Below are 20,644 nucleotides of genomic sequence, written 5' to 3' on the forward strand. Positions count from 1 at the left end.
GTCGCTTTTTTTGTGCCCGTCGTTTATCCAAGTCGGTTTCATGCGAGTTTCAGCCCGGCGCGCGCCCTTGCCTGAAGTCCGATTGCATCTTCGCCTTCAACTCGCGGTCCCATTAGGTCAGAATCTCCCGCTACGCCGGATGCCGCCAGCAGGCCGCGCGCCCGGCTCTCCTTTGCCAGCAGAGACCGACCATGCAGGATGCCAGCTCCTCTCCAACGCCCGTCGAATCCGCCCCTTGCTGGGTATCGACCTGGGTACCACCAACAGCCTCATTGCCGTCTGGCAGGACGGTAAAGCACAGCTCATCGCCAACGCCGTGGGCGAGGTGCTGACGCCCTCGGTGGTCAGTGTCGATGAAGACGGCAGCATCTTGGTGGGCAGTGCCGCCCGTGCCCGCCTCACCACCCATCCCCATCGCACCGCCGCAGCGTTCAAGCGGTTCATGGGCAGTGACAAGCGTTTCGAACTGGGCGAGCACCGCTTCACGCCGGAAGAGTTGTCGGCCCTGGTGCTCGGCTCGCTCAAGCAGGATGCCGAGGCCTATCTCGGCTGCCCGGTGAGCGAGGCCGTGATTTCCGTGCCGGCCTACTTTAGCGACGAGCAGCGCAAGCGCACTGTGTTCGCGGCCGAGCTGGCGGGGCTGAAGGTGCAGCGCCTGATCAACGAGCCGACGGCTGCCGCCATGGCCTATGGTCTGCACGAACAGAAGTTCGAGCGCACGCTGGTGTTCGACCTGGGGGGCGGCACCTTCGATGTCACGGTGCTGGAGTACGCCTTGCCGTTGATCGAAGTGCATGCCTCCACTGGCGACAACTATTTGGGTGGTGAAGATTTTACCGATGCGCTGCTCAAGGCGTGCCTGAGCGATTGGCAACTGACCCTGGAGAGCCTGGAGCCTCAAGCGCTGGCGAGCCTGCACGATGCTATCGAGCAACTGAAGCGTGACATTGGCGAGAGTAGCCTGACCCTGACCTGGAATGGCGACGGCCAAGCCCGCGAGTGGCTGCTCGACCAGACGCGCTTGCAGTCGATCTGGGCGCCGTTGCTGGCGCGGGTGCGCACCCCCATCGAACAGGCGCTGCGTGACGCGCGGCTCAGCCCGCGCGAGCTGGACAGCCTGGTGCTGGTGGGGGGCGCCACGCGCATGCCGCAGATCCAGCAACTGGTGGCCAAGCTGTTCGGTCGGCTGCCTTATCGCCACCTCGACCCCGACACCATCGTCGCCCTGGGCGCTGCCAGCCAAGCGGCCTGCAAGGCCCGCGACGCGGCGATCGACGAACTGATCCTGACCGACGTGTGCCCCTATACCCTGGGTGTCGCCTCGTCCCGTGGCGAAGAAGTGTCCGGCGCCTTCACCCCGATCATCGAACGCAATACCGTGATCCCCACCTCGCGCGTGCAGCGCTTCTACAGTACCCATCCGGAGCAAAAGGTGGTGCGCATCGCGGTGTATCAGGGCGAGCGTCCCTGGGTGCGTGACAACATCCTGGTCGACAGTTTCGAAATTCCGCTGCAGCCCACCGGACAGGTGCAGTCGCTGGACGTGCGCTTCAGCTACGACATCAACGGCCTGCTCGAAGTCGACGTGACCTTCCTCGAAACCGGGCACAAGCACAGCCACAGCATCGACCGCAGTCCCACGGGCCTGGACAGCGAGGCGCGCCAGGCCAGCCACGAGCGCCTGGCACGCCTGAAGATCCACCCGCGCGATGCCTTGCCCAATCGCACCTTGCTCGCGCGGCTGGAGCGGGCCTGGATGCAGAGCCTGGGCGATGAGCGCGACCTGATCGGCAGTTGGCTGGACGCATTCAATGCGGTGCTGGCCGGCCAGCAGGCGGCAGAGATCAGTCGTCAACGCCTGCAGTTGAGCCAGGCGCTGGACGAGTTGCGTTACTGAGCGTTGAGATGGCGAAGGGCGACTTGCAGCCCTTCGCTGAGCTGCGCGGGATCGTCCGGCGGCGGGCCGTAGCGGTTGGCCAGCTTGTCGCCGGGCACCACCATCAGTGCGGCAGGCGCGAAGGGCGCGAATCGGCAGATCGCCAGGACACCGATCAACATCGGCACGCCTTGGCCCAGGTCACGCAGGCGCCGTAGCACTGAAGTCAGAATCAACAAGACCGCGACGACCCAAAGCTCTGGCAGTTTGGCCACCGCGGTCAGCACCGCACCGCCCATCAAGGCGACGAAACAGTGCGCGACGAAGTCGCTGCGGCTGATACGGCTGTTCAGTCGCCAGAAGGCCCAGGAGGGTGCCTGAGGCTCGCGCGCCGCCGCGGCAAGGTGGCCTTCGGTACGCGCCAGCAACGCCATGGCGGCGCAGCGCAGACCGGTGTCCTGATCGGCATCGTCCTTGGCTTTTTGCAGCCGCATCAAATCGACGGTGCGCGGCGGTTTGGCGGATTTCACCAAGGTGTTGAAGGCACTCACCAATGTCTTGAGCAGTTTGCCGTCCAGTTTTTCCTCACGCTCGATCATCTTATAGGGCAGGCGCGGGACGTTGCCGGCGATCAGGCCTGTGCGCAGTGTGCCGACCCAGGCAGCGCTGCCGCCCAGCGTGTCCAGGCGTGCACGTAACCACGCCCGTTGCTCGCTGTCCAGCGCGGAGCTGTGATAGAGGGTTGCGCACAGCAGCAGCTCCCCCACCGGGTGTTCTTCCAGTACGTCGGTACTGCCTTGGTAGCACTCGAACAGATTGATCGCGCCCGGCAATCGAGTGCTGGCGAACGCGTAGGCCAGGTAATGCAGGGGGGTGGCCATCAGCGCCTGCACGGGATCGCGCTCGTCCAGGCAGCGCAGCAAGGCGTTGTTTTCCTGGAACAGCGCCGCGGTGGACAGCAGCAGGCGATGGGTGCGGTAGAACGGATGCTCGGTCGCGTACTGCAGTTGGCCTGGCAACTTGGGCGTGATCATGTCCAGCCAGCGCTGGGGCTGAGCGATGGTGGCCAGCATGAACAACTGCTGGCGATGCCAGTCCCACTGTGCAGCGCCCTCGGCCATCGGCGGCAGTTCGATGCCGTGGCGCGCCATGTCGTTCATTACCCGCATGCCGAATGGCACCGTGAACATGCGGCGCATGTCGAACGCCTCGTTCAAGCGCTCCAGCGCTTGCGGCGAATACACCCGCATGCGTCGCAGCCATTCACGGCAGACCGGGTGCAGTGCTTGCTGCTTGAGCGCCTCTGGGAAGACCGCCCCGTGGTGTGCTGATGCGCAAAACGCTACCAGTGCACGTACCACCGGGGAATGCTCGAGCCAGTGCAATTGCTGTGCGGCCTGGCGCTGAAAGCCTTCGAGGATGAGGTCATCGAGCGGATCGCCGCTGGCGGGCTCATCGAGCAGGCTGCGCAGCAGCCCGGCTTCGCCACGTTGCAGTGTCCAGGCCTGCCAGTAGCGGCGCTGCAACAGGCGATCTTCCTGGTCGGCCAGCAGCCAGGCCAGTGGCGGCAATTCATCGTCACCGTCCAGGCGCCAATCGATGAACGTGGCGGCGAAACCCTCCAGCTTCAGGCGCGAGGCCTCGGACCAGCGCGCCAGGGTTTGTGGTGATTGCGCGGGACAGCCGCAGGCCTGTGCGGGATCGGTCAGATCCTCGGGCCAGCTGTGCGGCAGGCTCTGCTGATCCAGCGCCTGGATCAGCAACGGCAGGCGTTGCGGTTGATAGCCCGCGCACAGGTCGAGCAACCACCGCTCGGCCTCTGGATGCCGGTGTTCACGCCACAGCCGCAGCCAGCCATTGAGTGCCTGTTCCTCGGCGCCCAAGGCGCTGGCTTGGCGAGCGAGCAGGTACAGCACGTCGACGTCGTCCGGCGCCATTTCGTGCTGCTGCTGCAAGCGCGCATGCAGCGTTCGGCTGCCAATCCCGGCCTGACTGAACTGCAGGGTCAGGCGACTCACCAGGTCTTCGTCGGCCGGGAAACCGACGCAGGTATGGCAGTCGGCGAACTGGGTGTACTCGAACAGCGGGCGTTCCTGGTGGTAGTAGCCAAGGCTGCGGAAATACCAGAGCGTTTCCAATTGCGCGGCGGGCGACCAGTCGCGGATCAGCCGAGTGTCGAAGGGGTCGGGCTCCTCGATACGCTGCAAGAAGGCGGCGACGTCCTGGGCCTCTTCCGGCGGCAGGCGCAACAGTTGCTCGGCCCAGCCCAGCCGCGTGGCCAGCAGACGTACGCACTGGTAGGCGATCGGGCCGCAATGGCGCAGCCGGTGCAGCAACTGCCAGTTCAGGTCGTCGAGTTGCTCCAGCGGCAGTTCGTCGAGCTGGCCGATGTAGTCCAGCCAGGCTTGCGGTTCGTAGCGACGGGTCGAGTCTTCGAGCAGCGCCTGGAAGGCGTCGAGGGCCTCGTTGGCCGGCGCGACCTCGTCATTGGACTGCGCGGCTTGCGCGTTTTCGACGTGCTCGCGCGCTAGACGCTGGGCCTCTTCATAGGCCGCGCGCAGGGCCTGGAAGCCATCCGGGTCGGTCTCCGGATGGTGCGTGGGCAGGCGGCTGCGGTAGGCCAGACGGATGGTGTCCAGGTCCTGGGTCGGTTCGATACCCAGGCGAATCCAGCAGCTCATGACCAGCAATCCTCTTCCAGGGTCGTGGGGCGTTCAGGCTCGTCGATTGGCAATTCCCAAGGCAAGTCGGCGAGCAATTCGTGGGCGCCGATGCGCAGGTTCAGGACGATGCAGCGGTTCCAGTGCTCGCTGCCCTGGCGCTCCAGGTCGGCGGCAAAGGTGGCATCGCTGCTGTCGGACGCGTTCCATAACGCTTTGCCGAACAGATAACCGGCGATGTAGGTGTTCCAGCGGTTGTAGTAGTGGCGGGCGCGCAGAGCCAGGCGATAGTGCAGGTAGAGGCTTTCTTCGCGGCTGATATGCCCCTTCTTGACCCCGGCGCGCAGCAGAAAGCTCATGCGTCCGAGGTCCCAGGCCCGCGTACCGCCAGGGCCGCAGTCGGGGAAGGTGCGTGCCGCATATTCGTACTTGACCCGGTCGCGAGCCGGCAGTGTCTCCAGCAGCGCCTGCCACTGGCTGGGCAGGCACCGCTGGAACTGCCAGTAGGCATTGCTCAGTTCACAGGCATGGCCGTTGTCGGCCATGCTGAGTACGTCCAGCAACTGGGCACGGGTAGTGATACCCCAGCCGCTTTCCAGGTCGGTCTGATCGTCGCCCTCGAAATAGTCGGGGGCGGTGAAGCTGGCGCCGTTGAGCGCGGCCATGGGAGCGGAGAGGGCGTGCAGCCAGTGCTGGGCGGATTCGTCCATGAGCGGGTCCGAAGCTGAAGTGTTGCGGGAATTGTAGGGAGGTTGAGTCCAGCTGAGCAATGCGCCGGGCGTCTCAGCGCCCCGCTTCCTCGGTGCGCAGTGTCAGCACCTCGTAGCCTTGGTCCGTCACGGCCACGGTATGTTCCCACTGCGCCGATAATCCGCCATCGCGGGTGATCACTGTCCAGCCATCCTTGAGGGTTCGAGTGCCGCGTGCGCCCTGGTTGATCATCGGCTCGATGGTGAACACCATCCCCGGTTGCAATCTCATGCCCATACCGCGCTGACCGTAATGCAGCACTTGCGGCGCTTCATGCATCTGTGTGCCGATGCCGTGGCCGCAGTACTCGCGTACCACGCTGTAGCCGGCGGCTTCGGCGAACTGTTGGATGGCATGGCCGACATCGCCCAAGGTGGCGCCGGGTTTGACTTGCTCGATACCCTTCCACAGCGCCTGATACGTGGTGTCGACCAGACGCCGGGCCTCGTCGCTGATCGCGCCGATGCAGTACATCTTCGAGGAGTCGGCGATGTAGCCACCCTGTTCGAGGGTGATGTCGACGTTGATGATCGAGCCTTCCTGCAGCACTTCATCCTTGTTCGGCATGCCATGGCAGACCACCTGGTCGACCGAGGTGTTCAGCGCATAGGGAAAGCCATACTGGCCTTTGCTGGCCGGGCGCGCCTTGAGGGTGTCGACGATGAAGGCTTCGGCGCGATCGTTGATCTGCAGGGTGGTGACGCCCGCGCGGATAAAGCCGTCGAGGTCAGCGAAGACGCGTGCCAGCAACTCGCCTGCACGGCGCATCAGGGCCAACTGGTCGGCGTTCTTGAGGATCGGTTTGCTCATTGCAACAGCTCCTTGAGCGTGGCGTGTTCCTGGCGCAGCAATTGGCGCACGAGTTCGGGGTAGGTCGCCTCGGGATGCAGCTCGGCCAGCATGCCGATGCGAATCCAGTGCTCGGCCTGGGCGTTGATCGAACGTGACATCGCGCCGCTGGCAATGCGCAGGTCTTCGTGGAGGTGGTCGCAGATCTTGACGATGCCCATGGGGAGTGCTCGGTATGAAACGTATATGGATCATATGGCGAGGGGTGGGGGTGTGTCACGCTTCCTTGTCCACAGCCCTATACCTTGACGATAGGCTCTGAAACTCATTTTTAGAGACCTGCGGCTTCGCGAAGTTTTAAAAATTTAAAAGTACGGGTCTGAGCCTGGCTTCGAGCTTTTGCTTGAATACCTGTCGCGGCCTATCGATAAACTCGAGAGGTGGTGTATTTACGTCGAAAAGGAATAGCGATAGCGGCTGGCAAGTAGTTCTACGTAGCTATCATATCCCGCCACCAAATAGTGCTTGAGCTCAAGGAAATTTGCTGGATCATAGATTGCACGTTTTTCCAGGAGCCAATCTGAGTGGGTGACTTGGTAAAATTTTGGGTCAGGATGTGTGCCTGTTTTTTTCCAGTATTCTAACTCGTCATCTTTGATGCCTAGTATTTGATATTTTAAATGATTTGACTCGTAAAAGTTGAGGGTGATGCAGCGTAGCTCAGCGACATTTTCGAACGCTAAAGTAGTAATTGAATGTGTTCCATTTTTATGGTGATCGAGACGCTGGGCTTCGATTTCCAGTCGTACATCGCCCGCTTCATTGTAGGCGGCTGTTAAAAAGGTCGTATCGATAGTGAATTCTACTTTCTCAGGGGTAAGCTTTATCATTTTGTAGGCGCTATTTTATTCGCAGACAAAGGGCGTGTAACGATTCCTACGCCTTCCTTGTCGCAGGTCAAGTCTGCGGGTTTAAAGTTTTTAACTCTTAAAGCCCTCGGCAATAGTTCGTAATACGTGTTAGTAAAAAGAAAAATCCATATCAAGAATTTTTTTGAATCACTACGAGTTTGCTTGGTCATTTGTTGTTTCAGTGAGGTATAGAAAATCCTCAAACACTATTTTAATTGTGGTGTGCTCGAATCTTATTTCGTGTTGAAATGTGTTGGTGGGTTCTAGAACAATGACTTCATCAATTATGAGATCTCCGTGCGTGGAATGATTGGCCGGCCATGCTGTGGTGTTCTTCTCAATTGAGTAACGAGAAGTGTTGTAGTAGTGAAGCTTAAGGGTGTTTCCGTAGGCGCCGGCGAGAATAATAGTAATATTGTTGAGGGTGCGCTCCTCTTTTTCATACTCTTCCACAGTGAGAGTATGTAACCGTGCATCATGCAGGCATCTGCGATCAGAAGGGTCATAATGCCACGGCTCACTCATGAACTCGTATAGGGCAGGAGGAAGCAGTTGCTTCACGCTTTCGACGTACGCGCCATAGGCGCTACTGTCTAAGCTATAACCAGAGCGGGTTTCACGGAGTTTGATTATCTTCATAGCTAAAGTTCGCATCCAGATAGCCCAGAGGCCCTGATTGATTGGGTATTCCTGTACGGCTCTTTTACTGCCGAGAGTACCTTCAGGTAGCTAACCGTTAGTCTTGCGTAGCTGATCCACTGCTAGCCCGTTGAACGTGGTGAAACAGTGATGCCGACGATCTTCGCCGCCTCGGTCAGGGCGCTGGTGAGCTCTGCCATCAGGGGGGATGCAGTATCCGGTCATCCTTGCGGACAGCGTGCAGGTTGCCGATGGAAACAGCACCCTACAAAGCTACCCCCTTCGCAGCAAGTCGAAGTGTCCGAAAATGCGATCGGATCGATGAGCGCGGGCGGTAGCTTGCAGCCGAGCACCGCGTGGTTAAACTGCCGTGCATGAACCTCGATACCCGCATCAAATATCGCCACCTGCTGTGCTTCCTCGAAATCGCCCGTCAGGGCAGCCTGGCCCGTGCTGCCGATGTGCTGGCGATCAGTCAGCCGGCAACGTCCAAGACCCTCAAGGAGCTCGAGGATCTGCTCGAGGCGCGACTGTTCGAGCGCAATCGCCAGGGTGTGGAGCTGACAGCGGCCGGGGTACGCTTCATGCGTCACGCCGGGCCGAGTGTGCAGGCGCTGCGCGAAGGCATCGGCAGCGTCCGTGGCCAGGCACGCATGCCCTCTCGGTTGCGCATCGGTGTGCTGTCGACGGTCGAGGGGTTGTTGATGCCGGAGGTGTTGTGCCGTCTGCACCGGCGACACGAGGCGCTGGTGATTGATGTGGTCACCGGTGCCAGTGCCCAGTTGCTGGGTCAATTGCACCTGGGCGAACTGGAACTGGTGGTGGGGCGCATGACGGACAGCCCGCAGATCCAGGGGCTGTCGTTCGAGCACCTGTACAGCGAGTCCATGAGTCTGGTGGTGCGTCCCGGCCACCCCTTGCTGGCGCGCCAGATGCTGGACAGGGCAGGGGTGGGCAATTGTCCGCTGGTGCTGCCGCCCACCGGCACGACGATTCGCCAGCATGCCGACAGCCTGTTCGTACAGTGCGCCATCGACCTGCCGGCGCAGCGTCTGGAAACCCTGTCGCTGGCCTTGAGCCGACGCTACGTGCTGGGCAGCGATGCGGTCTGGGTGGCGCCGCGCGATGCGGTACTGATCGATCTGCGCCGTGGCGAACTGGTGGAGCTCGACCTGGGCCTGCGCGAACCGGGCGGCTCGGTGGGTATCTGCCGCAACGCCGCCATGACGCAGAGCTCGCTGGCGCAATCATTATGCGAAGCGTTGCGTGAAGTAGCGGGTGAGTATCGCGAGGGTCGGTATCCCTGAAACGTCGGTTTCCCAACCTGCTCGAGGCTGCATCTGGCCGATGCAGATGAAGATCCTGACATCCAGGAACTTCCCGCCGCAAACCCGCTCCTATGCCGGTAGCCATTGGTCATGGCCGCCTGCTAAGCTCGCGGCCTTTACCCCGATTGCCCTTATGGCGCATGAACAAGGAAATAGCATGAAACAGCATCGTTTGGCGGCTGCGGTTGCCCTGGTAGGCCTGGTCCTGGCTGGCTGCGACGCTCAGACCAGCAACGTCGAGCTGAAGACCCCAGCGCAGAAAGCCTCTTACGGCATCGGCCTGAACATGGGCAAGAGCCTGGCGCAGGAAGGCATGGATGACCTGGACTCCAAAGCCGTGGCCCTGGGTATCGAAGATGCGGTTGCCAAGAAAGACCCTCGCCTGAAGGATGAGGAATTGGTCGAAGCCTTCACTGCCCTGCAGAAGCGCGCTGAAGATCGCCTGGCCAAGGCCAGCGAGGAAGCGGTTGCCAATGGCAAGAAGTTCCTTGAGGAAAATGCCAAGAAGCCAGGCGTGGTCACTACCGCCTCGGGCTTGCAGTACGAAGTGATCAAGAAGGCCGATGGCCCTCAACCCAAGCCGACCGATGTGGTCACAGTCCACTACGAAGGCAAGCTGATCGACGGCAAGGTCTTCGACAGCTCCGTCGAGCGTGGCAGCCCTATCGATCTGCCGGTCAGCGGCGTCATTCCTGGCTGGGTCGAAGGCTTGCAACTGATGCATGTCGGCGAGAAGTACAAGCTGTACATTCCGGCTGACCTAGCCTACGGCGCGCAGAGCCCAAGCCCGCTGATCCCGGCGAACTCGGTACTGGTCTTCGACCTCGAACTGCTGGGTATCAAGGACCCGAGCAAACTCGACGCCGAGCCGGCTGCACCGGCCGAGGCACCTGCCAAGTAAACTGGCACCGGTTGTCTCTGGACGCCCCGTTTCGACGGGGCGTCTCCGTTTTCGGCGCCTGCCCGAAGCGAACACCCTGGCGGAGACACTGTCTGAGCTAGCATGTGCCTTGCCATGGCAGGCTGACGTGAAAACGCCACTCACCTGAAACAGTTGTGTAAAAAACGCCCGATCCAAGCGCGACCCTTGCCCCATGGGCGTGCGACGCGCTTGAGAGGCGCCCTGTTCACAAGGTTATCCACAATAAATGTGGATAACCTTTCTGCCCCAGCATTGGAGGCTTCATGCGCGCACCTTGGAATTTCGCCCGGTTCATGCCACTGGCCGAGCGCCTGCTCAGCCGCGGCCGTCTGCCCGCATTGTTGTTTGCCGTGGCGTGCAAAGGACCGAAGCTGGGCCATTTGCGCGAGGATCTGCGGCTGATGCAAGGGCTGTGTCTGGCGTGGTGGCGGGGCGAGTACCGTGCGGTGAGCCCCAAGGCACTGGTGACCATCGTCGCTGGCCTGCTGTATTTCGTCAGCCCGCTGGATGCGATTCCCGATTGGATCGTGGGGGTGGGGTTTCTCGATGACATCGCCGTGCTGGGCTGGGTGATGAAGACGGTGGCCGATGAACTCGCCCGCTTCAAGGCCTGGCGCGACAGCCAGTCACCTGAGCGTCTGCGTGTGGTGGAGCGCCTGCCTGATACCCCTGAAGCCCTGCGCCTGGAGCGTACGCGCAACTGAATCGGTGCGAAATGCACAGATCTCAGCGCTTAAGTCATATAATTGACAGATTGGCATAAGGGTTATGCCGAGCAATTACATGCCTAAGGGGGTTGTATGGGTATTCAGGTCATCAGTCGAGACGGTCAGCCCGAGTATGCGGTCATTCCCTGGGCTGACTATCAAGCGCTGCGCGAGGCGGCTGGCCAGGCCCCCATTGCAGTCGATGAGCCCGCCCGTGTAGCCGGCCCACCTCCTGATACAGCGCAAAGCGCCAGCCTGCCCAGCCTGGGTGAGCTGGCGCAGTTGCGTCAGGCCAAGGACCTTGCGCCTGAACAATTGGCGCGCAGTGTCGGTATCAGTCCGTCTTACCTGGCCATGATCGAATCGGGTGAGCGCGTGCCGGACGCGGCGATTCAGCGCAGCCTGGCCTGGCACCTGGGCATCGCTGGCTGGAGCGAGCCGTCATGAGTCAGGTCAGGATCAGCCGCCAGCAGTGGCAGAACCTGCTGGCCGAGCTCGACCTGGCCCGACGACAACGTCACCTGCTCACCTACCGGGCGCTGCTCGAACGCTTGCAGTTGCCCAGCCCAGCCATGCAGACCCTGACCGCCGCGCTTGAGTACCTGGCGCTGCTCGATGCTCGTGCCGAGCAACCGCTGCGCAGCTCGTTGGTCATCAGTCAGGGGGCCAGTCGCCTACCGCGCACCGGTTTCTTCGAATGTGTAGAGCGTCTGGGACGGTTTTCCGGACCGGTCGACGGCATGGAAGCCGCGTCCTGGCATGCTTCTGAAGTGGTGCGAGTGTTCGAGTTCAGCTATCCCGAAGCAACCGCCACGCAGCGGGGTTGATCGTCCTGCGGACTGCTGCTATCCGCCGGTGTCGATCAAGCTGAGGCTGGGGCCAGCCGTATCCTTGGCTTGCCGCTTGGCCTGAGAGGCAAGATCAGCCAGCTGCGCCGCATCCAGCCCCTCGCAACGCTCCGGGCGCAGCCACACCACGCCGATCGACAGCGACAGCAAGGCGAAGGTCTCACGTTGCCCCTGGCGGTTGTGGGCGATGAAGCAGCCCGCCTGCAGATGCTCATTGCGGTAGAAGCGCTTGCATTCGCCTAGAAAACGCTCGATCAGGTGCTCCAGGCGGGGGCGCCAATCGGGGGTGCCGAGCACCAGCATGAAATCGTCGCCGCCAATATGGCCGACGAAATCCTGATTTGGGTCGACGCAGTCGCTCAGGCACTGTGCCAGGCACAACAGCACCTCATCCCCGCGTGCGTAACCATAGATGTCGTTGAAGGGCTTGAAGCTGTCGATGTCCACGTAGCACACCGCCGCCGCTCGTTGTTGCTCCAGCAAGCGTGCAAGGCACTGCTGGATCGGCACGTTGCCCGGTAGTAGGGTCAGTGGATTGGCATAACGCGCCTGCTGGATTTTCTGTTCAGTGATCAACTTGAGCACATCAATGACCCGGCCCAGGCCCTGATACCGACCGCCCTGGGTAATGATGAAGTCTTCTTCGATGCGCTGGCGGGCGCGGCTGGTCAGCAGGCGACTGACCTGTTGTAACGATTGGCTGCGCTCGACGGCGAGGAAGTCCTCGCTCATCAAACGGCTGATCGGCTTGCGCGCGAACAAGTCGGTCGCGAAAGGCTTGAGCAGTACATCGGCCAGCGAGTGGCGGTGCACGATCCCGCGTGGCTGACCGTGAGCATCCAGCACTGCCAGGGAGTTGAGGTTGGCCTGACGGCGGAACGCTTCAAGCACCTGTTGGGTCGGTGTATCGAGCGCCACAGCGGGCTGGGCGATCAGCAATGCCACCAGGTCGGTGCTTTCCTCACCTACCACCAGCGCGTCTTGCTGACGTTGCGGCAACAGGCCCTGCGCATCGCGAGGAGGAAATTCCTGTGGACGGCCCAGCAGGTAACCTTGCAGCAGATCGACGCCCATTTCGGCGAGTACCGTCAGCTCTTCTGCCAACTCGATGCCCTCGGCGATCACCTGGGCGCGCGACGCCCGGGCAATCTGCAGAATGGAGCCGACGAACTCGCGCTTGAGCGGGTCCTGGTGGATGCCATCGATGAAGTGACGGTCGATCTTCACGTAGTCCGGTCGCAATTCCGACCACAGACGCAGGCTGGAATAGCCAGCACCCAGATCGTCCAAGGCGATGAAAAAGCCCATGTCGCGATAGTGGTGCAGGGCGTTGAACAGCAGTTGGAAGTCTTCAGTGGGCGTTTGCTCGGTCAATTCGATCACCACTTGGCTCGGATGCAGGCCAACCTGTTCGAGCATTTCCAAGGTGCGCCCGGAGGGGTGATGCGGTTCGAGCAGCGATTCGGGAGAGACGTTCAGAAACAGCTTGCCTTCCAGGCCCAGCTCGCTGAACCGGCGGCAGGCGTTCTTCCGGCACAACACCTCCAGCTCGCTCAGGCGCCCGGCCTGGCGGGCGATGGCGAATAGATTCAGGGGCGAGTGCAGCGGGCTGTTGGACGGGCCGCGACTGAGCGCCTCATAGCCGAGCACGCGTCGCTCCGAGAGGCAGATGATCGGCTGGAACAGGCTGTGAATACTGCGTTGAGCCAGGATGGCGCTCAAGGCACTGAGCTGTTCGGTGACGGTCATGGAGGGCTTCCTGAAAATGGTAGGGCCGGACGTCTGTGACGTCCGGCCCTACCATTTCACGACAGCGCGATGACTGTTTGATGACAGATCAGGTCAATCTGCCATCAGTGCCATCATTCATTTTTTCGCCACTTGAGCGCTCAGCCGCAGATAGTCGAGCAGGATGCGTCCGGTTTCTGCCAGGTAGGCGTCGTCTTCTGGCTTGGAGTCGTCCTTCTCCTCTGGAAGGGCGTCTTCATCGACCTTTTTCAGTTCCTTGAGCGGCTCTTCGCCCTTGGCCTTGCGCCGGGCGTTTTCCAACGCCAGTTGCTTGGCTTCGATGGCATCGTGCTGAGCACGGCGGTCCTGCTCATTGAGGCTGACGGTCTTCTCGTTCATCAACTGCTGTGTCAGCGCCAAGCGATCGCGGATGTAGGTGAACTCGGCGTCCTTGATGCTACGCGCGTCATGCTGCGCCTTGAGCTGGGCCAGGAACGGTTTGAACGGATCGGCCGCCGGCTTGACCACAGGGCGGATGGTGTCCCACGGCATGGCCTCGGGCAGGGCGCTCTCGCCGATTTCCTTGGTGTCGATGATCGACGGGTAATCGATGTCCGGCAAGACGCCCTGGTGTTGGGTGCTCTGGCCGGAAACCCGATAGAACTTGGCCAGGGTCAGCTTGAGCTCGCCATGATTGAGCGGCTGGATAGTCTGCACGGTGCCCTTGCCGAAGGTCTGACCACCGATGATCAGCGCCCGGTGGTAGTCCTGCATGGCACCGGCGAAAATCTCCGAAGCCGAGGCCGAGAGACGGTTGACCAGCAGCGCCAGCGGGCCTTTGTAGAAGGCACCGGGATTTTCGTCCTCGAGAACGTCGACTCGGCCATCGCTATTGCGCACCAGCACGGTCGGACCCTTGTCGATGAACAGACTGGTCAGTTCGGTGGCCTCCTGCAACGAGCCGCCGCCGTTGTTGCGCAGGTCGATGACCACACCGTCGACCTTTTCCTTCTGCAATTCGGTCAACAGCTTCTTCACGTCGCGCGTGGTGCTCTTGTAGTTCGGATCACCGGCACGATAGGCCTTGAAGTCGAGGTAGAACGCCGGGATCTCGATGATGCCAAGCTTGTAGTCGCGGCCATCCTGCTTGAGCTTGAGCACCGACTTCTTCGCGGCCTGCTCTTCGAGCTTGACCGCTTCGCGGGTGATCGAGACGATCTTGGTGGTCTGGTCGTTCGGCGCGTTGCTCGCCGGAATGATCTCCAGGCGCACCACCGAGCCTTTCGGTCCACGGATCAGCTTGACCACTTCGTCCAGGCGCCAGCCGACCACATCGACCATTTCCTTGTTGCCCTGGGCCACACCGATGATCTTGTCGGCAGGGGCAACCTGCTTGGTCTTGGCAGCGGGGCCGGCCGGCACCAGGCGCACGATCTTGACCTGGTCGTTGTCGCTCTGCAGCACCGCGCCGATGCCTTCGAGCGACAGGCTCATGTTGATGTCGAAGTTCTCGGCGCTGTCGGGCGACAGGTAATTGGTGTGCGGGTCGTAGGACTGGGCGAAGGTGTTGATGTAGGCCTGGAAGATATCCTCGGCGCGGGTCTGGTCCAGACGCGCGAGCTGATTCTTGTAGCGCTTGATCAGGGTTTCCTGGATCTGCTTCAGGTCCTTGCCCGCCAGTTTCTGACGCAGCACTTCGTCTTTGACGCGTTTGCGCCACAGGTCGTCCAGCTCGGCCTCGGACTTGGGCCACGGGGCGTCCTTGCGGTCGACCAGCAGGTCTTCCTTGACGGTGAAGTCGATCTTGTCGACGCCCTTGTCCAGCATGGCCAGGGCGTAGTCCAGTCGCGCCTTCACTCGGTCAAGGTAGCGCTTGTAGATGGTGAAGCCAGGGTCCAGGTTGCCGTTCTTGAGGAAGTCGTCGAACTGCGTCTTCCACTTGTCGAACTCGGCGATGTCACTGGCCATGAAGTAGCTGCGCGAGGGATCGAGCAGCTTGATGTAACTGTCGTAGATGATGACCGAACGAGCATCGTCCAGCGGTGGCTTGCTGTAGTGGTGGCGCTTGAGCAGCTCGACCACGTTGAGACTGGCGACGACTTCGTCACGGTCCGGCTGCAGGCTGTCCCATTTGTTGGCGGCGGCCGCATTGCCACCGAGCGTGAGGCTGCCCAGGCCGATGACCAGGGCGAGTGCGGAGCTGGGGAGGAAATGCTTCATGCTGATTCGACGTGGGGGCAATTGATCACGCATAGTAGGCCGTCTTTTCCTTTCACCGGTTCCATTAAACCGGCTCGATACTGCAAAAAACCCGGGACGCGATGAGCCCGGGTTCAGTCATGACTCAACTATGGAGGCACTGTGAAGGCATTGCAAGGCGTTGACGGGCATGTAGCCTGGGTCCAGGCGCAGCGTCCCGTGTGTGATGCGGGGCAGGTACGCATTCGTGTTGCGGCGGCAGGGTTGAACCGCGCCGATGTGCTGCAAAAGGCCGGGCACTACCCGCCGCCCCCAGGTGCGAGTCCGTATATGGGGCTTGAGTGCGCTGGGGTGATCGAGGAGATCGGTGCCGGTGCTGGCGCTGACTGGCGCGTGGGCGACCGCGTGTGTGCGCTGCTTGCCAGTGGCGCCATGGCCGAGGAAGTGGTGGTCGACGCACGCCATGTCCTGCCGGTGCCCGAGGGCCTGAGCCTGCACGAAGCGGCGGCAATCCCCGAAGTGTATGCCACGGCCTGGCTGAACATCTTCCAGCTCGGCGCGTTGAAGGCGGGCGAGAAAGTGCTGGTGCATGCTGGCGCCAGCGGCGTCGGCTCGGCGGCGATCCAATTGTGCAAGGCGTTCGGCAGCCCCGTGTGGGTTAGCGTAGGGTCGCAGGACCGTCTGGATTACTGCCAGGCGCTGGGTGCTGCGGGCGGTGTGGTGCGTAACCAGAACCTTGATGCGCTCGAAGCCCTGGGGCCTTTCGATGTGGTGCTCGATCCGGTCGGTGCCAGCTACGGCACGCTCAATCTCAAGGTGTTGGCGCGCGACGGGCGCTGGGTGATCATCGGCCTGATGGGCGGACGTCAAGTAGAAATGGACCTGGCGCAGGTGCTGGGCAAACGCCTGCAGATCACCGGTTCGACCCTGCGCAATCGCGACGATGCGTTCAAGGGCGAGTTGTTGCGCGAGTTGCGTCAGCAGGTCTGGCCACTGTTCAGCGAAGGGCGACTGTCGCCGCAATTGGTCGATACCTATCCGGTCGAGTTCGCCGAGGCGGCCTACCAGGCGCTTGAAGGCAATCAGGTGTCGGGCAAATTGGTGATGGTGATCGATCCGACGCTGGTCTGAGACTTACGCTGGCCTAGGCTTGGGTCTGCACCGCAGCCCCAAGTCCAGGCACCCGCTCATGCCCAGTTCAGCACCGGCCAGCCCTTGGCCTCGGCCTGCTTGCGCAGTTCCGTATCGGGATTCACCGCATACGGGTGATCGACTTTCAGCAGCAGCGGTAGATCGTTCCTGGAGTCGGAATAGAAGCTGGCGCCTTCCAGATTCTCCTGTTCCTGGTCCAGCCACTCCAGCAAGCGTGTGATCTTGCCTTCACGGTAGGTCAGCACCCCATGGGTGCGCCCGGTATACACGCCGTTGACGGCCTCCAGCTCGATGGCCAGAAACTCATCGACGCCCAATCGCGCGGCGATCGGCCCAACCAGATGGGTGCCAGACGCAGAAATGATCAGGATGCGATCGCCATTGTGGCGGTGTTCGGCGATGCAGCGGCAGGCGTCGCCATAAATGATCGGTTCGATCACGTCCTCGACCCACGGCGCCACCAAGTGTTCGACTTCCTCCAGTGTGCGCCCGGCGATCGGCTCCAGGCTGAACGCCATGTAGTCCTCCATCTGCAACTGACCCTTGCCATAGGCGTCCATCAACTCACGGTCGCGGCGCAGGAAGGCCTCGCCGTCGACCCAGCCCAGCCTGGCCATCTGCGCGCTCCATAACGACGCGCAATCGCCATGGATCAGGGTCTCGTCCAGATCGAAAATTGCCAATGCCATGCCTGAATCTCCTTAAGCCACTTCACGTAGTGCGGCGGGATCGAACGACAGCGTCACCCGCTGGCCGTCGGCATAGAGGTCGGCGGATGAGCGATTGAGTACGTCCACCACGACCTCCACGCCGCGTGCCTCGACACGATAACGGATCACGTTGCCCAATAAGCTGTGACTGCGGATCTGGCCGTCCAGTTCGCCCTCCAGCCCCAGGCTGATCGATTCCGGGCGAATGGCCAGGCGCGAGCCGATCGGACGTCGCAGCAGACGGCTGGCGCTGTCGGCATCGAGCAGGTTGTAGTTGCCGATGAAGCCGGCCGCGAACAGGTCCACCGGGGCCGTGTACAGGGTTTCGGCGTCGCCGCTCTGGACGATGCGCCCCTGGTTCATCAGGACGATGCGATCCGACAAGGTCAGCGCTTCTTCCTGGTCGTGGGTGACGAACAGCGTGGTCAGGCCCAGCTCGCGCTGGATGGCCCGGATCTGCTCACGCAGGTGCTTGCGGATGCGTGCGTCCAGCGCCGACAACGGCTCGTCGAGCAGCAACAGACGTGGACGGGTGACCAGTGAGCGGGCCAGCGCCACGCGTTGGCACTGGCCGCCGGAGAGCTGGTGCGGATAACGACCGGCGAAGGTGGTCAGTTCCACCAGCTCGAGGGCCTCGCGCACACGCACCTGGCGCTCTTCGGCCTTGACCTTCTGCATGCGTAGCCCGAAGGCCACGTTCTGTTCGACGGTCATGTTGGGGAACAGCGCGTAGCTCTGAAACACCATGCCGATGCCACGCTTCTGCGGACTCAGCGGCACGATGTCCTGGCCGTCGAGCAGGATGCGTCCGCCATCGACCGGGGTCAGCCCGGCGATGCAGCGCAGCAGGGTGGATTTACCACAGCCCGAAGGACCGAGCAGGGTGACGAACTCGCCACGCTCGACCGTGCAATCGATGTTCTCGAACACTGTGCTGCCGGCATAGCGCTTGTGCAGTTGCTGGACGCTGACGAAGCTCATCGGGCTTTATCCTTGTTCAAACGGTTGGCGACCCAGGTCAGGACCAGGACGAAGGCAAAGTAGGAGATCACCAGGGCGCTGTTGTAGTGACCGCTGCTGTTGCGCATGTTGTTCAGGTACACCTGCAGGGTTTCGTAGCGAGTGCCGACCAGCAGGTTGGCGAACACGAACTCACCGAACAGGAAGGAGAACGACAGCAGCAGGGCTACCAACAGGCCTTTGCGCAGGTTTGGCAGCACCACCGTCAGGGCCGCGCGCAGTGGGCTGGCACCGAGCAGTTGTGCGGCGTCCATCAAGTCGCGCAGGTTGATCGCCTGCAGGTTGTTGGTGATGGCCCGGTACATGAAGGGCAGCGCGATGGTGAAATAGCAACCGATGAGAATCCACGGGGTGCCGACCATGGCCATCGGCCCGCTGCCGTACAGTTGCAGCAGCCCGACCGAAGACACCACCGGCGGAACTGCGAAGGGTAGCAGGATCAGGATGTTCATCAGCGCGTCGAGCCTGGGAAAGTGGTAATGCACCACGAACAGCAGGGGCAGGATCAGCACGACCGACAGCACCAGCGCACCGATACAGACCAGCAGCGATTGGCCGAACGCGGCGAGAAAGCGCGGCTCACTCCACAGCTGCACATACCACTTCAAGGTCAGCCCGCTGGGCAGTAGCGTGGCCGACCAACTGGTGGCCAGCGAGTAGAGCAGGGTGCCGGCCAGCGGCAGCAGCAGGATCAGGAACAGCAGGTAGACCACCGTGCGGTGGTACCAGCCGCCATGGGGGGTATCAACGCGCATGGTAGCTCCTTTTCAGCAGCCATTGATGGACCATCGTGACCAGGGTCATGAGCCCCACCAGCACCATGGCCAGGGCGCTGCCCAAGTTGGGATCGAGGGTGATGTCGCCAGCGACCAGCGCGGCGATACGAATCGGCAGCACATTGAAGTTGCCGGTGGTCAAGGCGTAGACCGTGGCGTAGGCGCCCAGCGCATTGGCCAGCAGGATCACGAACGTGCCCAGCAGCGCCGGGGTGAGAACCGGCAGGCCGATGTGCCGCCAGAACTGCCAGTGGCTGGCACCCAGCAGGGCGGCCGACTCGCGCCAGTCTTCACGCAAGGCGTCGAAGGCTGGGTAGAGCAGCAGCACCCCCAGCGGGATCTGGAAGTAGGTGTAGACGATGATCAGGCCGGTGCTGGAGTAGATGCTGAAGTCGTCCAGCAGGCCGATCTCCTTGAGCGCCAGGGTCAAGGCGCCGTTGAAGCCGAGCAGGATGATGAAGGCGAAGGCCAGGGGCACGCCGGCAAAGTTGCTGGTCATGTTGGCGAAGGCGCTGACGAAATCGCGCAGGCGCGAATCGACCTGGCGCAGGGAGTAGGCGCCGAGGGTGGCGATGACGATACCGAACAGGCTCGACCAGAAGCTGATCTGCAGGCTGCGTTCGATGGCCTGGAGGTAGAACTTGGAAGTGAAGATCTTGCTGAAATTCTCCAGGCCCCATCCGCCTTCGCCTTGCAGGCTGGCAATCGCCACCCAGACCAGCGGGGCGATCTGGAAGACGATGAAGAACACGGCGAAGGGTAACAGGCAGAGCAGGGCCAGGTAGCGGCCGCGGTGGTTGGCATTCACTTGAGCAACTCCCGACACAGCGGTTTGTCATGGGCCGCGCCGAGCAGCTCGCAGAGCGTGCCACACAGTTCGGTCTGCAGAGGCTGGGCGGCGGGATCGAGGCTGAAGGCGTCACCGAAGACGAAAAGCGGCACCTCGCGCTCCTCGGGCAGCAGGCCATTGTGCGAGCGGTCGTTGTTCATGCCGTGATCGGCGGTGACCAGCACCTGGTAGCCCTCGGCGAGCCATTGCGGCAGGTAGTCGGCCAGCAGCACATCGGCGCTTCTCGCCGCATTGCGGTAGGGGCTGCTGTCCAGACCATGTCGGTGACCGGCGTCGTCGATGTTCATCGGATGCACCAGCAGGAAATTCGGTGCGTGCCGGCGGCGCAGGTATTCGGCATCGGCCAGCAGATGAGAGTCGGGGTAATGGTCGGCGTAATAGAACAGCCCATGCTGGATCGGCAGTTCCGGCGCCTCGGTGTGACGGTCACGCACGGGCTCGAAGGGAGAGCGGTTGTACAGTTCGCTGACCCAGTGGTAGGCGGCCGCCGCGGTCCTGAGACCCGCTTGGCGCGCATAATGAAACACGCTGAGCTGGTTGGACAGACGGCTCACCTGGTTGTGCACGATACCGCTGTCGATCGGCGCGACACCGGTGAGAATGCACTCGTACAGTGGTCGGGACAGTGATGGCAGCTCGCATTTCAAGCGATACAGCGCGGCCCGGTCGGCTTCGACGTAGGCATGCAGATGGCCCATGGCATGGTGCGCGACGTGGTAATTGAGGCCGTCGAGCAGGACCAGGATGACGTTGTGGCTCACTTCAGTACTCCGCACAGG

The 20,644-nt window shown here is 61.9% G+C and carries 20 protein-coding genes; 7 read left to right on the forward strand and 13 right to left on the reverse strand.

Annotation, left to right across the window (positions count from 1 at the left end; genetic code table 11):
• Positions 1-226: 226 nt before the first annotated feature.
• Positions 227-1,897 (forward strand): molecular chaperone HscC, encoded by a 1,671-nt coding sequence (locus tag GKC70_RS06820; protein ID WP_342651476.1) that lies wholly within the window; start codon positions 227-229, stop codon positions 1,895-1,897.
• On the opposite strand, the gene GKC70_RS06825 is transcribed toward GKC70_RS06820, so the two are convergent.
• The 6 genes from GKC70_RS06825 to GKC70_RS06850 form a co-directional block, all read right to left on the reverse strand.
• Complete coding sequence (locus GKC70_RS06825) at positions 1,891-4,557, reverse strand: molecular chaperone DnaJ (protein WP_342650846.1); 2,667 nt, start codon at positions 4,555-4,557, stop codon at positions 1,891-1,893. The two genes, GKC70_RS06820 and GKC70_RS06825, sit on opposite strands and share 7 nt — an antisense overlap.
• Positions 4,554-5,246: a DUF1266 domain-containing protein gene (locus GKC70_RS06830; RefSeq protein WP_029611986.1), complete on the reverse strand. Its 693-nt coding sequence runs from the start codon at positions 5,244-5,246 to the stop codon at positions 4,554-4,556. The genes GKC70_RS06825 and GKC70_RS06830 overlap by 4 nt, the downstream gene beginning before the upstream one ends.
• A gap of 73 nt (positions 5,247-5,319) precedes the next feature.
• Positions 5,320-6,096, reverse strand: coding sequence for a type I methionyl aminopeptidase (gene map, locus GKC70_RS06835; protein ID WP_342650847.1), 777 nt, complete (start codon positions 6,094-6,096; stop codon positions 5,320-5,322).
• Entirely contained in the window at positions 6,093-6,296 is a 204-nt protein-coding gene (locus tag GKC70_RS06840; RefSeq protein ID WP_029611984.1) for a ParD-like family protein, read from the reverse strand. Before GKC70_RS06840 ends, map begins: the two co-directional genes overlap by 4 nt.
• Before the next feature lie 228 nt (positions 6,297-6,524).
• On the reverse strand, positions 6,525-6,965 hold the full coding sequence (locus tag GKC70_RS06845; RefSeq protein ID WP_342650848.1) for a hypothetical protein: 441 nt from the start codon (positions 6,963-6,965) through the stop codon (positions 6,525-6,527).
• 171 nt (positions 6,966-7,136) lie between these two features.
• Positions 7,137-7,625 carry a hypothetical protein gene (locus tag GKC70_RS06850; RefSeq protein WP_342650849.1) on the reverse strand — a complete coding sequence of 163 codons (489 nt, stop codon included), beginning with the start codon at positions 7,623-7,625 and terminating at the stop codon, positions 7,137-7,139.
• A 374-nt stretch (positions 7,626-7,999) separates the two neighbouring features.
• Here GKC70_RS06850 and pcaQ point away from each other — a divergent pair, with 374 nt between their 5' ends.
• From pcaQ to GKC70_RS06875, 5 genes are all read left to right on the forward strand, one after another.
• Entirely contained in the window at positions 8,000-8,932 is a 933-nt protein-coding gene (gene pcaQ / locus GKC70_RS06855) for a pca operon transcription factor PcaQ (RefSeq protein WP_342651477.1), read from the forward strand.
• Positions 8,933-9,110: 178 nt separating this feature from the next.
• Positions 9,111-9,854 (forward strand): FKBP-type peptidyl-prolyl cis-trans isomerase, encoded by a 744-nt coding sequence (locus GKC70_RS06860; RefSeq protein ID WP_029611980.1) that lies wholly within the window; start codon positions 9,111-9,113, stop codon positions 9,852-9,854.
• Between the two features lie 284 nt (positions 9,855-10,138).
• Entirely contained in the window at positions 10,139-10,579 is a 441-nt protein-coding gene (locus tag GKC70_RS06865) for a DUF1232 domain-containing protein (RefSeq protein WP_342650850.1), read from the forward strand.
• Between the two features lie 96 nt (positions 10,580-10,675).
• A complete protein-coding gene (locus GKC70_RS06870; RefSeq protein ID WP_342650851.1) occupies positions 10,676-11,029 on the forward strand; it encodes a helix-turn-helix transcriptional regulator in 354 nt (117 codons plus the stop codon).
• Complete coding sequence (locus GKC70_RS06875) at positions 11,026-11,409, forward strand: hypothetical protein (protein WP_342650852.1); 384 nt, start codon at positions 11,026-11,028, stop codon at positions 11,407-11,409. The genes GKC70_RS06870 and GKC70_RS06875 overlap by 4 nt, the downstream gene beginning before the upstream one ends.
• Positions 11,410-11,427: 18 nt before the next feature.
• On the opposite strand, the gene GKC70_RS06880 is transcribed toward GKC70_RS06875, so the two are convergent.
• Together GKC70_RS06880 and GKC70_RS06885 are read right to left on the reverse strand one after the other, a co-directional pair.
• Positions 11,428-13,179, reverse strand: coding sequence for a bifunctional diguanylate cyclase/phosphodiesterase (locus GKC70_RS06880; protein WP_342650853.1), 1,752 nt, complete (start codon positions 13,177-13,179; stop codon positions 11,428-11,430).
• Between the two features lie 117 nt (positions 13,180-13,296).
• Positions 13,297-15,378, reverse strand: a complete 2,082-nt coding sequence (locus GKC70_RS06885; protein ID WP_295481089.1) for a carboxy terminal-processing peptidase — start codon at positions 15,376-15,378, stop codon at positions 13,297-13,299.
• Between the two features lie 141 nt (positions 15,379-15,519).
• Between GKC70_RS06885 and GKC70_RS06890 the strand changes: the two genes are divergently transcribed.
• Positions 15,520-16,488, forward strand: coding sequence for an NAD(P)H-quinone oxidoreductase (locus GKC70_RS06890; protein WP_317872235.1), 969 nt, complete (start codon positions 15,520-15,522; stop codon positions 16,486-16,488).
• 56 nt (positions 16,489-16,544) lie between these two features.
• Here GKC70_RS06890 and GKC70_RS06895 read toward each other — a convergent pair whose 3' ends face one another.
• The 5 genes from GKC70_RS06895 to GKC70_RS06915 are packed head-to-tail and all read right to left on the reverse strand — an operon-like array spanning position 16,545 to position 20,626.
• Complete coding sequence (locus tag GKC70_RS06895; protein WP_342650854.1) at positions 16,545-17,198, reverse strand: HAD family hydrolase; 654 nt, start codon at positions 17,196-17,198, stop codon at positions 16,545-16,547.
• A 12-nt stretch (positions 17,199-17,210) separates the two neighbouring features.
• A complete protein-coding gene (locus GKC70_RS06900; RefSeq protein WP_342650855.1) occupies positions 17,211-18,200 on the reverse strand; it encodes an ABC transporter ATP-binding protein in 990 nt (329 codons plus the stop codon).
• Entirely contained in the window at positions 18,197-18,994 is a 798-nt protein-coding gene (locus GKC70_RS06905) for an ABC transporter permease (protein ID WP_317872237.1), read from the reverse strand. Before GKC70_RS06905 ends, GKC70_RS06900 begins: the two co-directional genes overlap by 4 nt.
• The gene (locus tag GKC70_RS06910; protein ID WP_342650856.1) at positions 18,984-19,823 is read right to left on the reverse strand and encodes an ABC transporter permease subunit; all 840 of its coding nucleotides are present in this window, start codon (positions 19,821-19,823) and stop codon (positions 18,984-18,986) included. Before GKC70_RS06910 ends, GKC70_RS06905 begins: the two co-directional genes overlap by 11 nt.
• On the reverse strand, positions 19,820-20,626 hold the full coding sequence (locus tag GKC70_RS06915; RefSeq protein ID WP_342650857.1) for an alkaline phosphatase family protein: 807 nt from the start codon (positions 20,624-20,626) through the stop codon (positions 19,820-19,822). Before GKC70_RS06915 ends, GKC70_RS06910 begins: the two co-directional genes overlap by 4 nt.
• Between the last annotated feature and the right edge of the window lie 18 nt (positions 20,627-20,644).

Source organism: Pseudomonas sp. REB1044 (assembly GCF_038813925.1).
Classification (GTDB): Bacteria; Pseudomonadota; Gammaproteobacteria; order Pseudomonadales; family Pseudomonadaceae; genus Aquipseudomonas; species Aquipseudomonas boreofloridensis.

Bases quoted from the DNA above. Each gene is read 5' to 3' on its own strand.
- GKC70_RS06885 (WP_295481089.1), bottom strand. From the start codon at position 15,378: ATGAAGCATTTCCTCCCCAGCTCCGCACTCGCCCTGGTCATCGGCCTG.
- GKC70_RS06850 (WP_342650849.1), bottom strand. From the start codon at position 7,625: ATGAAGATAATCAAACTCCGTGAAACCCGCTCTGGTTATAGCTTAGAC.
- GKC70_RS06900 (WP_342650855.1), bottom strand. From the start codon at position 18,200: ATGAGCTTCGTCAGCGTCCAGCAACTGCACAAGCGCTATGCCGGCAGC.
- GKC70_RS06895 (WP_342650854.1), bottom strand. From the start codon at position 17,198: ATGGCATTGGCAATTTTCGATCTGGACGAGACCCTGATCCATGGCGAT.
- GKC70_RS06865 (WP_342650850.1), top strand. From the start codon at position 10,139: ATGCGCGCACCTTGGAATTTCGCCCGGTTCATGCCACTGGCCGAGCGC.
- GKC70_RS06870 (WP_342650851.1), top strand. From the start codon at position 10,676: ATGGGTATTCAGGTCATCAGTCGAGACGGTCAGCCCGAGTATGCGGTC.
- GKC70_RS06875 (WP_342650852.1), top strand. From the start codon at position 11,026: ATGAGTCAGGTCAGGATCAGCCGCCAGCAGTGGCAGAACCTGCTGGCC.
- GKC70_RS06860 (WP_029611980.1), top strand. From the start codon at position 9,111: ATGAAACAGCATCGTTTGGCGGCTGCGGTTGCCCTGGTAGGCCTGGTC.
- GKC70_RS06880 (WP_342650853.1), bottom strand. From the start codon at position 13,179: ATGACCGTCACCGAACAGCTCAGTGCCTTGAGCGCCATCCTGGCTCAA.
- GKC70_RS06825 (WP_342650846.1), bottom strand. From the start codon at position 4,557: ATGAGCTGCTGGATTCGCCTGGGTATCGAACCGACCCAGGACCTGGAC.
- GKC70_RS06840 (WP_029611984.1), bottom strand. From the start codon at position 6,296: ATGGGCATCGTCAAGATCTGCGACCACCTCCACGAAGACCTGCGCATT.
- GKC70_RS06830 (WP_029611986.1), bottom strand. From the start codon at position 5,246: ATGGACGAATCCGCCCAGCACTGGCTGCACGCCCTCTCCGCTCCCATG.
- map (WP_342650847.1), bottom strand. From the start codon at position 6,096: ATGAGCAAACCGATCCTCAAGAACGCCGACCAGTTGGCCCTGATGCGC.
- GKC70_RS06845 (WP_342650848.1), bottom strand. From the start codon at position 6,965: ATGATAAAGCTTACCCCTGAGAAAGTAGAATTCACTATCGATACGACC.
- pcaQ (WP_342651477.1), top strand. From the start codon at position 8,000: ATGAACCTCGATACCCGCATCAAATATCGCCACCTGCTGTGCTTCCTC.
- GKC70_RS06905 (WP_317872237.1), bottom strand. From the start codon at position 18,994: ATGCGCGTTGATACCCCCCATGGCGGCTGGTACCACCGCACGGTGGTC.